Here is a 16,405-nt window from a genome sequence, read left to right on the forward strand (position 1 = left end):
TGCATCTTTGGGCGTATCGTGGTGCTCATGCCCGAACCCGTCAAAGGTCTCCGCGAGCGCAAACGGCTGGAAACCCACCGCGCGCTGGCGACCACCGCCGTCCGACTCGTCGCCGAACGCGGTCTGGACCACGTGACGGTCGAGGACATCAGCGCGGCGGCGGGGGTTTCACCGCGCACCTTCTTCAACTACTTCGCCTCCAAAGAGGACGCCGTCGTCATCGCGCACGCCGACACGGCCGAGCGGACGCAGCGCACCATCGACAGGTTCCTTGCCACGCCGAAGGAAGTCAGCACTCCACGCGCTTTCGTCGACGCGTTGAAGGAAGACTTCGCCCAGGTCGACGAGAACCGCGAAGAGTGGCTCGGCCGGATGAAGGCCATTCAGGAGAACGCCACCCTGCATTCGCGCGCGGTGGCCATGAACCACGACACCATCGCGCCGCTGATCGAGGCGATCGCGCGCCGCACCGGCGTGGATCCCAAAGCCGAGCTGTACCCGGCGCTGCTGCTGTCCACGCTCGGCGGCGCGGTGAACGCCGTGCTCATGCTCTGGTACCAGCGCGACGGGCGGGTGTCCGCGCTCGACCTGCTGGACGACGCCGTCGAAACACTTCTCGCCGGGTTCCCGGAGCCCGGCGGCCGCGCGCGCTGACGCGCCCGGCACCACAGAACACGAAGGGGGACGCCCATGTCCGTATCCACGACCGAACCACGTGAACCGGAGGCCCCGGCGGGCTCGATGGACCGCAGACAGGTCCTCGAAGCGATGTCGGGGCTGATGATGGGCATGTTCGTCGCCATCCTCGCCTCGACCGTGGTCGCGAACGCGCTGCCGCGGATCGTCTCCGAACTCGGCGGCTCCCAGGCCTCCTACACCTGGGTGGTCACCACCGAACTGCTCGCGATGACCGCGACGGTTCCGCTCTGGGGCAAGCTTTCCGACCTGTACAACAAGAAACTCCTGATCCAGCTCTCGCTCGGCCTGTTCGTGGTCGGCTCGCTGGTCGCCGGGTTCGCGGGCAACATCGAGCTCCTGATCGGCAGCCGGGTCGCGCAGGGCGTCGGCGCGGGCGGGCTCACCGCGCTCGCGCAGGTGATCATGGCCGCCATCGTCTCCCCGCGGGAGCTCGGGAAGTACTCGGGCATCTTCGGTGCCGTGTTCGCCGTCGGGACCATCGCCGGCCCGCTGATCGGCGGCGTCATGGTGGACACCTCGTGGCTCGGCTGGCGCTGGTGCTTCTTCCTCGGTGTCCCGTTCGCGGTCGCGGCGATCCTGCTGCTGCAGCGCACCTTGAACCTGCCGACGATCAAACGTGACGTGAAGGTCGACTACCTCGGCGCGTTCCTGATCATGGCCGGTGTCTCGACGCTGCTGGTCTGGTCGTCGCTGGCCGGGCACCAGTTCGCCTGGGGCTCCTGGTGGACGGTCGGCCTGGTGAGCGCCGGCGTGGTCATCCTCGCCCTCGCCGTCTACGTCGAGTCGAAGGTGGCCGAGCCGATCCTGCCGCTGGGCCTGTTCCGCAACCACACGGTCGCCCTGACCACCCTGGCGAGTTTCCTGGTCGGTGTCGCCATGTTCGGCGGCACGGTGTTCCTGTCGCAGTACTTCCAGCTCTCGCTCGGCAAGTCGCCGACGGTGGCCGGGCTGCTGAGCCTGCCGATGATCTTCGGCATCCTCGTGTCCTCCACGGTCTCCGGCCAGCTGATCAGCCGCACCGGCAAGTGGAAGAGCCACCTGCTGCTCGGCGCCGCGCTGATGACCGCGGGCCTCGGCCTGCTGGGCACCATCGACGCGAAGACGAACCTCGTCGTCCTCGGCGCGTACATGGTGCTGCTGGGCGTGGGTGTCGGCATGCTGATGCAGAACCTGGTCCTGGTGTCCCAGAACGACGTCGACGCGCACGACCTCGGCACGGCGACCTCCACGCTGTCGTTCTTCCGCAGCCTCGGCGGTTCCATCGGGGTGAGCGCACTCGGCGCGGTGCTCGCGAACCGGGTCCTCGCGCTGATGAGCGAGAAGCTCGGGCCGCTGCCCGGCGGCGGCGAAGGCGGCGCGGTGCCGAACATCGCCACGCTGCCCGAACCCGTCGCGAACGTCGTCCGCGAGGCCTACGGGGAGGCGACCAGCGAGCTGTTCCTGATCAGCGCGCCGATCGCGCTGCTGGTCGTCGTCGCCGTCGCGTTCCTCAAGCACAAGCCGCTCAAGACCCAGTCGGGCAACGAGCGGCTGGCCGAGGAGACCGCCGCCGCCTGACCGTCGTGACAGAGGGGCCCGGTTCACGGAACCGGGCCCCTCTTTTTTCGCGCGCACGAAGAACACGACGGAAATTCGGCAACACGATCGAATGCTTTCAGGCGGCACTGCCGACGCGAATCACGTGGCGTCGCTCGCTACCGGTCAGCCCGCCGAAAACTCCATGGGCCAACCCGTTTTCCACGGCGTAGGCCAGGCAGGCCGAAGTGACCGGGCACCGGGCGCAGACGGCCTTCGCCCTGGCAGCCTGCCGGGCGCCGGGGCCGGTTTCGGTGACCGGGAAGAACAGTTCGGGATCCTCACCGCGGCAAGCGGCCTCGCTCAGGTCACCCGCCATCCTCATTTCCATTTTCCTATCACCTCCTTTTTCTCGATTTTCCCTTCCCCGTCAAACGACTTCCGGGTATCCGGCCTCGTACGCCACGCAAACATCACCTTGACCGAATCGTTACACTCAGCGGCCCGCTCACTGCACCTGTCCTTGTGAGGGCATTCGCGTCAGGCGGCGGAGAGCGGTGAGTGCGGGTGATGGGCCACGACGGGTTCGACGAGTTCTTCCACGCCGAATTTCCGCTGCTCACCGGCTTTCTGTGCAAGGCGGGCTTCGCGCTGGATCCGGCGCGGGACGCCGCCGCGGAGGCGATGCTGAACGCCTACGAGGGCTGGCCGGGCATCACGCAGCCGAAGGCGTGGGTCCGCCGAGTCGGGCATCGGCGGGCGAAGGAACAGACGGCGACCAGGGCCGATTGGGTCTTCGACGACACCGGCCGGGAGGACAAGCTCAGCGCCCTCGCCGACGAGGCGTCGGCCGTCCTGACGATGCTGGGCAGGCTGCCGAAACGCCAGCAACTCGGCATGGCGTGGGCACTGGACGGGTACTCGTCGCGGGAGATCGCCGGGGTGCTCGGCATCGCGGACGACGCGGTCGGCGCGACCCTCCGCCACGCGCGCGACCGTCTGGCGGAGCACGACCCCGCCTTCGTCGACAACCTGGACAGCGCCAACAGCGCCTTCATCGACGCGCTGAGGACGGGACTCGACGTCGACGACACCCTGTCCCGGATCAAGAACCGCGCGATGATCAGGGAACTCGCGCTGGTGGCGCCCGGCGCCCCGGCGGAGTCGGAACCCGAACAGGTGACGCCGTCGCGCTGGTACACCCTCGACGAACCCGTCGCGGCCGCCGGACGAGGTGACCGGCGCGCCCTGAACCAGCTGCTGACCACCATCCGCCCGCTCGTGATCCGGTACTGCCGGGCGCGGATCGGCAGGCAGGAACGGACCTACGCCTCGGCGGACGACGTCGCGCAGGAGGTCTGCGTGGCGATCCTCCGCGCGCTGCCGACCTACCGTGAACGAGGACGGCCGTTCCTCGCCTTCGTCTACGGCATCGCCCACCACAAGGTCGCCGACGCCCGCCGCGCCGCCGCCCGCAACCGCACGGAACCCGTCGCCGAAGTGCCCGACGGGATCTCGGAATCCGCCGGCCCCGAACAGCAAGCGCTGCACAACGAACTGAGCGACCGTATGGGCGAACTGCTGCGGATCCTGCCGGACAAACAGCGGGAGATCGTCGTGTTGCGGATCGTCGTCGGCCTGTCCGCCGAGGAGACCGCCGGTGTGGTCGGCTCGACGGCGGGGGCCGTGCGGGTGGCGCAGCACAGGGCTTTGACGCGATTGCGGAAAATCCTCACGGATACCTGATCGTCAGGCTTCCGGTCGCCTGCCCGCGAGCACGGCCAGCCCGCACAGCACCACCACACCGATCGCCGCGACCACGGCGAGTCCGGTGGTGAAACCGTGCCCGCGCTGGACGAAGGTGCCGACGCTGCCGAGGACGGCGACCCCGAGTGCCAGCCCGAACTCCACGCTGGTCTCCGACAACGCCGACGCCGCCCCCGCCCGGCCCGGTGGTGCCGCGCCGATCACGATCTCCGTGCTCAGCGCCATCACCGGCCCCAGGCCGAGGTAGATCAGCACGAGACCGGCGACCAGCGGCGCGATCCCCTCCTCGGCCGGCGTCAAGGCCAGCACACCGAAGCCGAGCGCCGATACGACCAAGGACGACGCGAACAGGCGGTGGACCGGGATCCAGCGAGCCAGCGCCGGGGCCGCGACCGACGTGAAGACCATCGCGACCGCGGAAGGCACCAGCCACATCCCGGCCGCGATCGGAGACAGATCGGCTTCCTGCTGAAGGTAGAGCGCGGCGAACAGGTAGATCCCGGCGACGCAGGCGAGCGCGGCGAGAAGGACCAGCAGCGCGTTCCGGAACGGGCGCGCCGCGAACAACCGGAGGTCGATCAAAGGCACGCTCAACCGCCGCTGCCGCCGCAGGAACACGATTCCGGCGCCGCCGCCGAGCAGCAGCGCGGCCCCGCCCGCCGCCATCGACCCGCCTTCCGCGAGATGCTTGATGCCGTAGACGATCGGCAGCACGGTCGCCAGGGACAGGCCCACGCTCGCGAGGTCCAGCTTGCCGGGCTCGGGGTCGCGGTGCTCCGGGAGCAGGAACGGACCGGCGATCAGCAGCAGGAGCATCACCGGGACGGCGAGCAGGAACACCGAACCCCACCAGAACCACTCGAGCAGCAGCCCGCCCGCCACCGGGCCGAGCGCCACTCCGCCGGACAGGCCCGCGGACCACAGTCCGATCGCGACACCGCGCTGACGAGGATCACCGAACATGTTCCCGATCAGGGCGAGGGTGGACGGCATGAGGGTGGCACCGGCGATGCCGAGCAACCCGCGGGCGACGATCAGCAGTTCGGCCGACGGCGCGTAGGCCGCCAGTACCGAAACGACCAGGAAGGCCGCCGCGCCGATCAGCAGCAGCCGTCGCCTGCCGATGCGGTCGCCCAGCGTGCCCATGGTGACGAGGAAACCGGCCACCAGGAAGCCGTAGGCGTCGGAGATCCACAGCAGCTGCCCCGGGCTCGGGGCCAGCTCGGCGGAAAGACTGGGAAGCGCCAGGTAGAGCACCGTGGCGTCCATGGACAGCAACGCGGTCGGCAGGACGAGCACGGCGAGGCCGAGCCATTCCCGTGGCCCCGCGGAGATTTCGAGTTGTCGGTCGGACATGCCTCGACGCTAAAGTCTCACATAAATGTGAGAGTCAAGGGCGAGTCGCGGAGGGGCCGTGCGCATCAGCGAACTGGAACGCAGGACCGGTGTCAGCCAGCGTCTTCTGCGGTATTACGAGGAACAAGGGCTGCTGCGGCCCGAACGTCTCCCGAGCGGCTATCGCGTGTACGCCGAAGCCGACGTCACCACCGTGGAGCACATCCGCAACCTCCTCGCCGCGGGGCTGTCCACCACCACGATCGCCGATCTGCTGCCCTGTATGGGTTCCGACGGCGGCAGGCTCATCGCCGACTGCCCGGAGCTGCTGCTGGACCTGCATCGGGAACGCGCCAGGCTCAGTTCCGCGATCGCCGAACTGACCACCGCCCGCCGCACCCTCGACCAGGTGATCGCCACCGCGCCGCCCGCCGTCGAGCACGAGGCCGCCCGGCTGGGCGGCCTCGGCTAGGACGGGCTCACGGGCGGCAGCGTTCCGCGGTCGCCGCCGCCGTCTTCAGCTCGGGAGCCCCCAGGATGGCCGCGACCGGGTCGAGCGCGCCGTGCGTGTCCTTCTGGGCGGCCATGAGCCCGTCGACCGCCCGGCCTTGCGCGGCGGTGTCGTCCTTCCCCGCCGCGTCCAGGTCCGCCTTCGCTTTCACGGTCTTGTCGCGCGCCGAGGTGTACTTCGCGAGGAAGTCCCGCTTCGCCGTGTCTCCGGCGGGAACCGGCGCGGCGGGCAGCGCGCTGAGACCGTCGACCGTCTTGGCCAGGATCCCCGCGTAGTGCCCGAGTTGCGCGCTGGTGCTCTTCTTGATCGCCTCGACGGTTTCCCCGCTCGCCGACGGCATCGTGTTGTTGCCCTCGACGAAATCCTTGACCGCGCCGCAGAAGCCGTTCATCCAGGCCACCGCCGCGGCCGGATCCGCGACGGACGGCGAAGGCGCCGCCTGCCGGGCGGCCGGTGCCGGATCCGGCGAGCAACCGGCCAGCACCGCCGCGACCAGGACGATCCCCGCGGCGACCGATGTCTTGTGGGCAGCACACATGTCCGTTCCCCTCTCCCCCGGCTGCTGTTCCCGCCGGTGCGAGGACGGTGACACGGCGGCGCGCCCGCCGTCTGCGTCATCTGACGCAGAACGAGAGGACCGGTAATTCCGGCGACGTGGACGCGAGCGCTCTGTTAGCTTGGGCGAGCACTCCCGGTGCGCAGGTAACGGTTACTTCCTCTTTCACAGGAGAGACGCGGGTTCGAATCCCGCCGCGGGCTCCGGCCCGCGTCGACCAGCGGCCCAGGTCACTTTCGTCACCGTCACCGACTATTTCTCGGGAGCCCACAACTTCAGATGTGCCCGGTGCGCAGGCGACGGCTACTTCACCGTATTCCAAGGGTCGCGGGTTCGAGCCCCGCCCGGCAGGCAGCCTGCCGGTAGCTCAATCGGTAGAGCATTGGACAAGCACCGTCACCGACTTTTTCTCGGGCCACATCCGGAGCCGAAGCTCCCCTCGAACGAAACGAGGGTCGAGGTGTCGAAGTTCAACACCGCGGGCGCACGCCCGGCGACAAGCTCACCGATCGCCGGTGAGCGGAGCCCCGGCGGCGTCACCCACGAAGGCGGGAACGGCTACCGGCGGGACACCAGGTCCGAGCTGTTCCTGCTCGCCGTCACCAACATGGTCGGCGAGAACACCTTCTACGAGACGGGCGACGAACGCGACACGCGTTACGCCGCCCTCGTCCGGAAGGCCGCACTCGCCGATCCCGAGTGGACGGCGCGGTTCCTGCGCTGGCTCCGCGCGGAAGCGAACATGCGTACCGCCGCGATCGTCGGCGCCGCCGAATACGTCCGCGCCCGGCTCACCGCCGCGACGGACGACCGGTCGTACGCCGCCACCACCGCGAACCGCGCCGTCGTCGACTCCGTGCTCCAACGCGCCGACGAGCCGGGCGAGCTCCTCGCGTACTGGACCTCGATGTACGGCAGGAATATCCCGAAGCCGGTCAAGCGTGGCGTCGCCGACGCGGCCGTCCGGCTCTTCCACGAAAAGTCGTTCCTCAAGTGGGATTCCGACGCGCGCGCCTTCCGGTTCGCCGACGTCCTCGGCCTGGCCCACCCGGACCCGGAGGACGCGGCGCAGGACGCCCTGTTCAAGCACATCGTCGACGTCCGGTTCAACCCCGGCCGGAAGATCCCCGCCGAATTGCCGGTCCTCGGCGCCCGCGCGGAGCTCATGGCGTGGGACGAGGAGAAGCGACGCGACCTGTTCCGCGGCCCCGAACTCGACACCGCGCGGTCGGTTCTCCGGCGGGCGGGTATGACGTGGGAGTCGCTGGCAGGCTGGCTCCAGGGCCCCATGGACGCGCGGGCGTGGGAAGCCGTGATCCCGGCCATGGGCTACATGGCACTCCTGCGGAACCTCCGGAACTTCGACCAGGCGGGCGTGTCCGACGAGGTCGCCGAGCGGGTCGCGGCGCGCCTGGCCGATCCGGAGCAGGTGGCGAAGTCACGGCAGTTCCCGATGAGGTTCCTCTCCGCGTATCGGGCGGCGCCGTCGCTTCGCTGGTCGTACGCGCTGGAAAAGGCGATCTCCGAGTCGCTGTCGAACGTGCCCCGCCTCCCCGGGCGGACGCTGATCCTCGTCGACACCTCGGGGTCGATGAACGCCGGGTTCAGCAAGGACGGCACGCTGATGCGCTGGGACGCGGCCGCGATCTTCGGGATCGCACTCGGGGCCCGCTGCGAGACGGCGGATGTCGTGTCGTTCTCGAACGGCTACTACGGCGGCACCGGTTCGAAGGACTTCGAAGTCCGCGGTGGCGAGTCGCTGCTGCGTGCGCTCGACCGGTGGAAGAACGGCGGCTACTTCATCGGCGCCGGCACCGACACCGTCGGCGCTGTCCAGCGGCACCTGCGTCCGGAGCACGACCGGCTCGTGATCCTGACCGACGAGCAGCACTCGGCGGGCAACGTCGACGAGGCGGTGCCGAGGGACACGGCGCTGTACACGTGGAACCTCGCGGGCTACCAGCACGGCCATTCGACGTCCGGCCACGGGAACCGGCACACCTTCGGCGGCCTGACCGACCAGGCCTTCCGGATGATTCCGCTCCTCGAAGCGGGCCGGAGCGCCGACTGGCCGTTCTGACCGCCGGGCGGGACCGTCCTCATCGGACGGTCCTGCTCGGTGGCCGCCAGCTCGCCGCGATCACCTCGGGCACCGACACCCTGTTCTCGATAAAATCGAAACGCGCCGCCATGTCGCACGCAACCTCTGCTGGATGGTATTCAGCCGCGGTTTCGTTCGTGCGCACTGGCCAGCACGCTCGACAGTCTCGAGACCTCGTCGTCGGAGCCGCTCAGGTTCGGCGCGACGAGCTGGACGGACGTAAATCTTCCTCCACTGCAGGCTTGTCCGTTGATGGCTTTGGGGTTCTCCCGCGTGGGAACCAGATTCACGACGCGGGAGCTACCGGCCGGTTGCCCTTGAATCTCCAGCAGCGTGGAAAACAGCTCACAGGCACGATCCGGCGCGATCTCCTTGCCAGAGGCGATCAGGTCACGAGCCGCTTCCAGTTTGCGAGCCGTCTCCGGATCGTCGAGCAGTCCCGACCTCTTCACCTGCTCTATTGCTGCAGGTAATTGCGTTGCCCACTTTTCCGCCGGCGTACCGATCACCTGGACGCGACCCCCGGCAGGCGTCTCCCAGTGACACGCGGGCAATCCGCCGACAGCCAAAGACTTCGGATCGGACACCTCTCCGGTAAGCGACGACAGCTCAGCCGGGGTGAGAAGTTCACACAAAGCGTCCGGAGTGGACGTCTTGGTAGCCGAGTCAGCGGACGACGGGGCCACGCCCTCGGCGACCTTGCCTTGTGATGCCGAACCAGACTTGTCCGACGAACACCCGACTAGCCATAGCATTGCCGACGCGGCGACGAACACTGCGATTCGACCGGCTCTCAGATAGCCGAGGCACTCCACGTTTGGCATCTTGCGCTCATCTCCCCCAGGCAAAGTGAACAGAGGCTACCAGGACTGCAGTTGCGACCAGGCTGGGAGCGCGGCCTCGTCCGAGCCGAGTGCGTCGGCAGCCTTGGTGTCGAGCTCGGTGATCCGGCGCTCAGTTGCGTCGTGCCGGGTGTCGGCCGTCGCTACGTTTTGGCCAGAAGGTCGAGTTCGGTCGAGCGCTGGCGCCGGATACCCAGCCAGAGCACGAGCACGCCGCCGAGACCAACGCCGAGGGTGCCGCCGGCGCGGATCACCTCCAGCTTCGTACCGTCCACGCCGATGCAGAGCACTAGCCACACGGCACCGACCGCGATCACCCAGCCCGGTATCGGCCGCAGCTGGACAGGTCGATCGCGGATGGGCGGACAAGTATGGCGAAGCTCCTGGTCGAGCGAGTGACCTTGGTCGTGAACTCCTCGATCAGGAACTTCGCCACATTCAACACCTGGGGACCGGCGAACTCCGGCCTGTCGCAACAAGGTTGGGAAGCGCTCACTGCCTGACGGGTGACGTTCCGGGCGCGATACTGGCCTTCATGACTCCAGCGAACCGCCCGGACGAAGTCCACTTGAGGGCCTTCACCGAGGCCGACCTCACCTTTCTCGACCGCCTCTGCACGGATCCCGATGCGCTCGGCGAGTTCGAGTGGCCCGGATTCGGTGATCCGAGGGCACGCCGCAAGCGATGGGAGATCGACGGGTACATCTCCGCCGAGTCCGCGGCGGTCGCGATCGCGCGGGCCGACGACACGGTTGTCGGCATCGCCACCTGGAAGCCCCGCGGCTCCCCCTCGGGTGTCACCTACGAGATCGGCGTGGGCGTGCTACCCGAGCATCGTGGACAGGGGGTGGGCACGGCGGCGCAGAGGCTGCTCGTGGACTACCTGTTCGGCCGCACGACCGCGAACAGAATCGAAGCCCTCACCAACGGCGGTAACCTCGGCGAGCAGAAAGCCCTCGAACGCCTGGGGTTCCGCCGGGAAGGGGTCATGCGCGGCAGGTCCTTCCAACACGGCGAGTATGTCGATGTGCTCGTCTACGGTCTGCTCCGCTCGGAGCATCGTCCCGAAGCGCCATGAGCGCTCTCCCGACCTGTTCATACTCGTAGTCAATGAATTGTTTCGGCAGTGCCTGGCGTGATGACCTCAACCTGCCACCACGCCACTCCGGCGGTCGCGACACGGAAGACTGTCCATGAACGCCCACGTAGACGACAGGAGCACGATGTCCCAGCCGCACCAACCGGGCTACCCCACGGGGCAAGGCAGCCCCGCGCCTACTCCCGGCTGGCAGCAGGCCCATCCGCAGCAACTGTCCTACCAGCCGGCGCCACGGCCCAGGACGGCTCTGTGGATCGGGCTCGGGGCACTCGGACTCGTCCTGGCGGTCACCGCGGTGACGTTCACCGGATTCGTCACCCCGGGCTTCTTCCTCGCCGGCGACCAGGGAAAAACGACCGGCTCGCCGGAACCGCTCGCCCCTTCGAGCGTTCCCGCGCAACAGACCCCGCAGCAGAAACGACCGACGCCGCTGCCCGACCCGACAACATGCAGCTTTCCCGCTATCGCCGATGAAGCGAGCAAGAAGACGCCCCCACCCCCGCCCGGTTACATTCCGGCGAACGGCACCGTGACGGTCACGATCAAATCGTCCGCCGGGGACATCGGACTCTCCCTGGACCGCGCGCTCGCGCCGTGCACGGTGGCCAGCTTCCTTTCGCTGGCACAACAAGGTTTCTACGACGGCACATCGTGCCACCGGCTCAGCGTCACGACACTGCGGATGCTCCAATGCGGCGCCCCGGACAGGGCCGGCGTCGGCGGGCCCGGATACATCACCCCGAACGAGACCTTCCCCGAGCTCAAGTACGGCCGAGGGACCCTCGCCATGTTGATGGACATCGCGCCCGGCACGGGCGGCAGCCAATTCTTCATGATCTTCGGAGACTCGCCGTTGCCGCCACACTACACGGTCTTCGGACGTGTCTCCGACTCCGGCCTGCGGGTACTGGACACGGTCGCACGCGGAGGCGCCGACAGCACCCAAGGACCGGGCGACGGGACAGGGCCGCCGACCATCCCGGTGACGTTCCAGTCGGTCACCGTGAGCTGAAGCGAGGAATCACACGTGGATGACCATCCCGACGACACGGCGGCCGACACCGGGAACCCGGCGCGATCGACGGAGGCGCTCACGGCCGCATCAGAGCCGGTGAAGACGCGGGGATCGATGGCACCCCGTTGATCGCGGTCACCTGATACGCCGATTCTCGTGCGCGACAGCGGAAAGCTGGTGCGCCACAAGGATCTGCTTCACGCAGTTCGGGGGCCTGCGCTGTACCTGGCACAGCTTCGCCACAAACTCGAAGCCGACCCCACACAGCCTCGGCATCTCATCACCGCTCAGGGAATGGGATACCGGTTCGACCCGTAGCCCGCCGAGCCGATCGGCCCGGGAGACCGAGCCGATCGGCGGCTGAGGCCGGTTACGGGAAGTACGGGTTGTCGTAACCGTACTCCTTGCAAGAGTCCACCCCCGGCCGGATGTCCGTGCACACCCGCAGCGTGGGACCGTAGATGCCGTTGGTGTCAGATCCCGCGATGCCCTTCCAGGTAATCGTCTTGTTGCAGCCCTCGTTGTTGTCGCGCCGCTTGCCCTGCCACTCGCTCGTCCACCCCTTGTTGATGATGAAGTAGAAGTAGACGGGGTTGCCGTCGCACTTCGCGTCCTTCAACGTGATGTCGGCTTTGAAGCTGCCCCGGGCGGTCCACGTCAGCGTCCCGCTGAAGCTCGCGCCGCCGTCGGGCGACTTCCCCGAGATGGATTTCGACTGGTCCGCCGCCGCGGATCCCGCGCCGACGAACGCCATCGCGAGCACCATGAACGCCGACACAAGACATGCGACAAGCCTCGAACGAACTCTCATGACAATCCCCTCGTGATCTGCCGGCCGGGAGAACGGGCCGCGCTTGATCATCAGATTATCGATGTCGAGTACCGCTTTCTGTCAGGTGAACACCCGACAGCAATGGCGGAGGACGGAAGATGGATGCGCCTTCATCACTACCCAACGGCTCGCTCAAGATCACTTGAGCGAGCCGTTTGTCTTAGAAGCCCCGCACGGTACGACGAGAAGTCACGCCCCCGCTGTCGCCCCGGTAGCCCGGACTTCCGCGGCGACAACACGGGCGCGCGTGACCCCGGGCATCGGGCTCGTCCAGATCGCCGAAGTGCGCGGCGGTGCGGCCGATCAACTGGTCTTCACGAAGGTAGATCGTCTTGGGCGTCCGATGGCGGGTTGGCCGCTGGAGTGGCCGTGGCGGCAGCGATAGCCGGGCCGGTCGACCCGGCGAGAACGTAACTCCGGATCGCGCCGTCCTGTGCTGAGCGAACCTTATGGACAGCAAGGAAATCCTCCTCACTGCCGCGGTTGATGTCGTCGGCCGGGCCCTCGGACAGGCACAGCTCCGAGTGCGCGAGCTTGACCCGGTAACGCCCGGAGGGGCAGTGTCACTGGCGAGACGGCCGCTGGCCGTGTGGTGGACAACGCAGGCTGTAGGTCCAGGCCGGGCGCGGCGCTTGTGTGGTGCCGGCTCGGTATCGGCGTGGATGCGCTCGGGTCGTAGTGGCGCAGACGAGAGTGCGCAGTGTGCACGATTCGTCCATCAGAACGTGTGTGTCGACTGCCCGGATTGTCGGACCGGTCTGGTAGATCATGGGGCATGTTCCGCGACTTCAACTTCAAGCTGCTGGTCATCGACAAGCTCATGTACCAGGACAAGCTCATCCAGCCCCGTTTCCAAATCGCCGACGTCCTCCACGCCAAGGGCGCCACCGGCGACCTGTGGGAGTACCTGTACGAACAGGACCTGCTGAACACCGTCCTCGAGGAAGCCCGCCAGTACTTCACCGACTTGGAGATCACCCTCGACCAACTGGCCACCGTGGACGAACTGATCACTGACGGCGGCTTGGACATCTACCACCAGTGCTCGCCGTTCTGGGACGGCGAGGACGACCTCTTCGACATCACCTCACTGGACGACCTCGCCCTGCTACCCAACCTCCGCGTGATCCACGACATCGCCGAGACCATCACGGCCGTCCCCGGCGCCGAGGACATTCTCAAGACCCGCGGAATCACCGTGGAATGACCCTTCTGCCCGCGTTACAGGTGAGGGCGTGTGGCGTGGCGGCCGGGTGATTCCCGCACCCTTGTTGATCTTCTTCCTGGCGATCTCGCCACCGCTGGAATCCGCTTCGTGCGAAAGCTCGATACCACCGGCATACTCTGGTAGTGACCGATCTTCCGGCGGACGTGGAGACGCGCTACCGGCGTCTGGCAGCACAACGGCACTGGCCGCCGGAGACCGTATCCGCGTTCCGGGCAAGCGTCGCCTGGTATCGGGCGTTGGACGAGGGCTCCGAGCTTCGCCAGTACTACGAGTACGTGGATCATGAAGGCCTGGTCGACGAAGGAGCCCGCTGGCTGTGGGAAGCGATCGTGGTCGACCACGAGACAGTGGCCGTCAAGCAGATCGAGCAGGATTCGTCCGGGGCCGTTCACCGCTACTGGTGGCGGAATATCGAGGATGACGCCGGCGGACTCACCGACCAGCCACTCGACCTCGCCGACCCCGGCCTCACGCCTGTTTCCCGGTCCACGTTCTACGCGCTCTGGGACAGCAGCACCGACAAGTGAAGCTTCCGTTCCGGTGCGGTCGATGGCCGAGATCCTGCGCGACACTGTAGGCGGCGACCCATTCGCATGTGGGGCGCGGGAGTGGCCGGGAAGCGGGATAAGCCCCCGGCCACCGATCCGCTACTCGGGCAGGGTGTTGGTCCACTCTGCGTCGATCCTTACGCCGGCGGGGTTGGCCACCTTGACCACCGCCCCGTCCCTGGTGACGAAGACCGAAGTGCCGTTCACCCGTCCGGTCTCCGGATCGACGACGAGCCGCTCGCCCGTGGGCAGCAACAGGCCATGTCCGCCCGGCACCGCGCCGAGGTTTTGGACACCTGGCTGGTCGGCGATCAGGCGGAAGGCCGTGGCCCGGACCTCGGGCGTGGCCGGCAGGGTGGACACCAGTGAGATCAACGACTGGAAAGCGGCTTGTTCCCGGTCGCTCGCGGTGAGTTCGCCCGCGCTGGTCCTGGCGTCACTGCGCTCGAGGGCGTCGGCGATCCAGGCCTTCAACGCATCCGGGGCCGTCGGCAAGGCACGCAACTGCTCGAGGGTCAGATCGACGGCGACCAGCGAGAACGGGGTGGCCGAACGCGCCTTCAACGGCGCGACCTTGCCTCCCGTTTTCGCTCCCCGCATCCACGACCGACCGTCCGGCTTGATCCAGTACTCGTACCCGTTCGAAGCAGCGCCGCCGTCCGCCTCGGCCACCTTCACGTGCCAGTAGCTGCCGGCCCCGTCGGGGGAACGCTCGGCGGCGGTGGCGGCCGCGAGCAGGATCTCCTGCCCACTGACCGTCCGCACCGGCGGACCGTCGACCGGTGCGGCCGGGATGGCCGCGATCGCCACGACGGCAGCGGCGGCCGCCGCGAGTCCGGCTCCCGCGGCCAGCCATCCGGTCCGCCGCCGGGCAGTCCGCCCACCCTGTATCCGGTTCTGGAGGCGGTGGCGGCTGCGGTCGACCACGTCCTGGGACGGCTCGTCCGGTGCCAGCGCGGCGCGCAGCGTCTGCAGGTCATTCATCGAGTACCTCCGGGGTGAGGACGAAGTTGAGCTTCTTTCGTGCACGGTTGAGCCGGGAACCGACCGTGCCGGAGGAGATACCGAGCGCCGCGGCCACTTCCTCGTACCCGAGCTGGCCGAGCGCCACGAGCAGCAGCACGTCCCGTTCCCCGGCGGACAGCCGCGACAACGCGTTCGCGAGCTGAGGAAGCCGCCGCCGGGCCGCCACCGACGCGACCACCCTGTTCTCGTGCCCCTCGACCACCGGTGCGGCGTTCACCCGTGCCAGCGCCCGATAGTGGCGAGCCTCCCGGCGGCGGTGCCTGGCCACCAGATTCGTGGCGATGCCGAACAGCCAGACCCGCACTTCACCGCGTTCGGGATCGAACGTGCCGCGGCGGTCGAACGCGACGAGGAACGTCTCGGCGGCGATGTCCTCCGCGGTCTGCGCGTCCAGCCGCCCGGCCACATACCGGTAGATGGCCGCGAAGTAGCGATCGTGCACTTCGGTGAACAGGCCCGGGTCCTGCGGCAACCGGGCGGCCAGGTCGGCATCGGTCACCTGCTCGCCCGTTCCCGCTGTCATATGCCCACCTCTGACATGTGGGTCCTTCCCGTCGACAGTCAGCTTTCACCACCACTTCGCCGCCGGCCGGTTTCTTCTTCCCACCCGGTTCGGCCTGCTCGATCACCCTCGTCGAACCTGGTGGTCGCCGACATCGACCCCCGGGGACGTGGCATGGCCGTCGTCGGATTTCGCACGTAACAGCGGCACGAGCGGGCGACGGTCCACACGACAGAGCCGATGACGGCGCCCCAGAGCAGCCACTGCTCAGACGGTGTAGTCGGCGGACCTCTCAGTCCTCGGCCTGTGACCGAACTTCGACTCATACGCCTTGATGAGGGCACGGCCGGTGACCTTTTCGCCCGCCGCAAGCCGTGCCAGGTGTGGCACCAGCCACCGGGCCTCGCAGGCGTCGAACTCCTCGGCGTACGTCTCGTCCAACTCGCCATCGAGGATCACCTGCGTGACGGAGCGCTGCCCGCCGACGTTGACGATGTGCGGCCCCATCGAAAAGTTGAGCAGTGTCGTCTTGCCGCGCGGGTGGACGCTGATCGTCACCGGGTGCGGCCAGCCGGTGGCGCCTTCGGGCGAGTGGCCGAGCACCAGGAACTCCAGTTGTCCGCTCGTGTGGTCAGCCATGAGAACTCTTTCCAGGATGGCCCGGACGTGCGTGATCCATGGGCGTCGAGTCTGCCACGTCCGCCTTGCCAAGGGCCTGGGCTGTGGAGTGAAGCCGGCCTTCATCACAGACCGCAACTCGCACGTGATGGCCAAGGCCTGAGGTAGCCCGTGTGAGGGAGCGAACGGGGGACCGCGTCGCCGCTTGCAG

At 68.0% G+C, this 16,405-nt stretch carries 19 protein-coding genes and 1 tRNA gene; 11 read left to right on the forward strand and 9 right to left on the reverse strand.

The features are described 5' to 3' along the window. Positions 1–27 precede the first annotated feature (27 nt). Positions 28–654, forward strand: a complete 627-nt coding sequence (locus tag NQK81_RS11405) for a TetR/AcrR family transcriptional regulator (protein WP_257488143.1) — start codon at positions 28–30, stop codon at positions 652–654. A gap of 87 nt (positions 655–741) precedes the next feature. Continuing rightward, entirely contained in the window at positions 742–2,256 is a 1,515-nt protein-coding gene (locus tag NQK81_RS11410) for an MDR family MFS transporter (protein ID WP_126729961.1), read from the forward strand. A 97-nt stretch (positions 2,257–2,353) separates the two neighbouring features. Here NQK81_RS11410 and NQK81_RS11415 read toward each other — a convergent pair whose 3' ends face one another. Beyond that, complete coding sequence (locus NQK81_RS11415) at positions 2,354–2,605, reverse strand: WhiB family transcriptional regulator (RefSeq protein ID WP_126729318.1); 252 nt, start codon at positions 2,603–2,605, stop codon at positions 2,354–2,356. A gap of 179 nt (positions 2,606–2,784) precedes the next feature. Between NQK81_RS11415 and shbA the strand changes: the two genes are divergently transcribed. Then, positions 2,785–3,960 (forward strand): RNA polymerase sigma factor ShbA, encoded by a 1,176-nt coding sequence (gene shbA / locus NQK81_RS45360; RefSeq protein WP_371878895.1) that lies wholly within the window; start codon positions 2,785–2,787, stop codon positions 3,958–3,960. A gap of 3 nt (positions 3,961–3,963) precedes the next feature. Here the strand turns inward: shbA and NQK81_RS11430 are convergent, their stop codons facing one another. Then, the gene (locus tag NQK81_RS11430) at positions 3,964–5,337 is read right to left on the reverse strand and encodes an MFS transporter (RefSeq protein ID WP_257488145.1); all 1,374 of its coding nucleotides are present in this window, start codon (positions 5,335–5,337) and stop codon (positions 3,964–3,966) included. A gap of 58 nt (positions 5,338–5,395) precedes the next feature. Between NQK81_RS11430 and NQK81_RS11435 the strand changes: the two genes are divergently transcribed. Beyond that, a complete protein-coding gene (locus tag NQK81_RS11435) occupies positions 5,396–5,788 on the forward strand; it encodes a MerR family transcriptional regulator (RefSeq protein WP_257488146.1) in 393 nt (130 codons plus the stop codon). Positions 5,789–5,795: 7 nt separating this feature from the next. Here the strand turns inward: NQK81_RS11435 and NQK81_RS11440 are convergent, their stop codons facing one another. Then, positions 5,796–6,365, reverse strand: a complete 570-nt coding sequence (locus NQK81_RS11440) for a hypothetical protein (protein ID WP_257488147.1) — start codon at positions 6,363–6,365, stop codon at positions 5,796–5,798. Between the two features lie 155 nt (positions 6,366–6,520). On the opposite strand from NQK81_RS11440, the gene NQK81_RS11445 reads away from it, so the two are divergent. Further along, positions 6,521–6,583, forward strand: a tRNA-OTHER gene (locus NQK81_RS11445). A gap of 260 nt (positions 6,584–6,843) precedes the next feature. Further along, positions 6,844–8,463 carry a TROVE domain-containing protein gene (locus NQK81_RS11450; RefSeq protein ID WP_257488148.1) on the forward strand — a complete coding sequence of 540 codons (1,620 nt, stop codon included), beginning with the start codon at positions 6,844–6,846 and terminating at the stop codon, positions 8,461–8,463. A 140-nt stretch (positions 8,464–8,603) separates the two neighbouring features. On the opposite strand, the gene NQK81_RS11455 is transcribed toward NQK81_RS11450, so the two are convergent. Beyond that, complete coding sequence (locus NQK81_RS11455; protein WP_257488149.1) at positions 8,604–9,308, reverse strand: DUF3558 family protein; 705 nt, start codon at positions 9,306–9,308, stop codon at positions 8,604–8,606. 161 nt (positions 9,309–9,469) lie between these two features. After that, complete coding sequence (locus tag NQK81_RS11460) at positions 9,470–9,601, reverse strand: hypothetical protein (protein ID WP_257488150.1); 132 nt, start codon at positions 9,599–9,601, stop codon at positions 9,470–9,472. Between the two features lie 260 nt (positions 9,602–9,861). On the opposite strand from NQK81_RS11460, the gene NQK81_RS11465 reads away from it, so the two are divergent. The 3 genes from NQK81_RS11465 to NQK81_RS11475 all read left to right on the forward strand — a co-directional run bounded on the left by NQK81_RS11465 (position 9,862) and on the right by NQK81_RS11475 (position 11,758). Beyond that, entirely contained in the window at positions 9,862–10,404 is a 543-nt protein-coding gene (locus tag NQK81_RS11465) for a GNAT family N-acetyltransferase (RefSeq protein WP_257488151.1), read from the forward strand. Between the two features lie 115 nt (positions 10,405–10,519). Then, complete coding sequence (locus NQK81_RS11470; RefSeq protein ID WP_257488152.1) at positions 10,520–11,437, forward strand: peptidylprolyl isomerase; 918 nt, start codon at positions 10,520–10,522, stop codon at positions 11,435–11,437. Between the two features lie 180 nt (positions 11,438–11,617). Beyond that, a complete protein-coding gene (locus NQK81_RS11475) occupies positions 11,618–11,758 on the forward strand; it encodes a winged helix-turn-helix domain-containing protein (RefSeq protein ID WP_371878896.1) in 141 nt (46 codons plus the stop codon). Positions 11,759–11,810: 52 nt separating this feature from the next. Here NQK81_RS11475 and NQK81_RS11480 read toward each other — a convergent pair whose 3' ends face one another. After that, positions 11,811–12,302 (reverse strand): hypothetical protein, encoded by a 492-nt coding sequence (locus NQK81_RS11480; RefSeq protein ID WP_257488153.1) that lies wholly within the window; start codon positions 12,300–12,302, stop codon positions 11,811–11,813. 745 nt (positions 12,303–13,047) lie between these two features. Between NQK81_RS11480 and NQK81_RS11485 the strand changes: the two genes are divergently transcribed. Continuing rightward, positions 13,048–13,479 carry a DUF6892 domain-containing protein gene (locus NQK81_RS11485; RefSeq protein WP_257488154.1) on the forward strand — a complete coding sequence of 144 codons (432 nt, stop codon included), beginning with the start codon at positions 13,048–13,050 and terminating at the stop codon, positions 13,477–13,479. Positions 13,480–13,622: 143 nt separating this feature from the next. Beyond that, a complete protein-coding gene (locus NQK81_RS11490) occupies positions 13,623–14,027 on the forward strand; it encodes a hypothetical protein (protein ID WP_257488155.1) in 405 nt (134 codons plus the stop codon). 120 nt (positions 14,028–14,147) lie between these two features. On the opposite strand, the gene NQK81_RS11495 is transcribed toward NQK81_RS11490, so the two are convergent. The 3 genes from NQK81_RS11495 to NQK81_RS11505 form a co-directional block, all read right to left on the reverse strand. Beyond that, positions 14,148–15,032 (reverse strand): CU044_5270 family protein, encoded by an 885-nt coding sequence (locus NQK81_RS11495; RefSeq protein WP_257488156.1) that lies wholly within the window; start codon positions 15,030–15,032, stop codon positions 14,148–14,150. Continuing rightward, on the reverse strand, positions 15,025–15,597 hold the full coding sequence (locus NQK81_RS11500; RefSeq protein ID WP_257488157.1) for an RNA polymerase sigma factor: 573 nt from the start codon (positions 15,595–15,597) through the stop codon (positions 15,025–15,027). The genes NQK81_RS11495 and NQK81_RS11500 overlap by 8 nt, the downstream gene beginning before the upstream one ends. Before the next feature lie 246 nt (positions 15,598–15,843). Beyond that, positions 15,844–16,215 (reverse strand): hypothetical protein, encoded by a 372-nt coding sequence (locus NQK81_RS11505; RefSeq protein ID WP_257488158.1) that lies wholly within the window; start codon positions 16,213–16,215, stop codon positions 15,844–15,846. Positions 16,216–16,405 lie beyond the last annotated feature (190 nt).

Source organism: Amycolatopsis roodepoortensis, from assembly GCF_024628825.1.
Lineage (GTDB): Bacteria > Actinomycetota > Actinomycetes > Mycobacteriales > Pseudonocardiaceae > Amycolatopsis > Amycolatopsis roodepoortensis.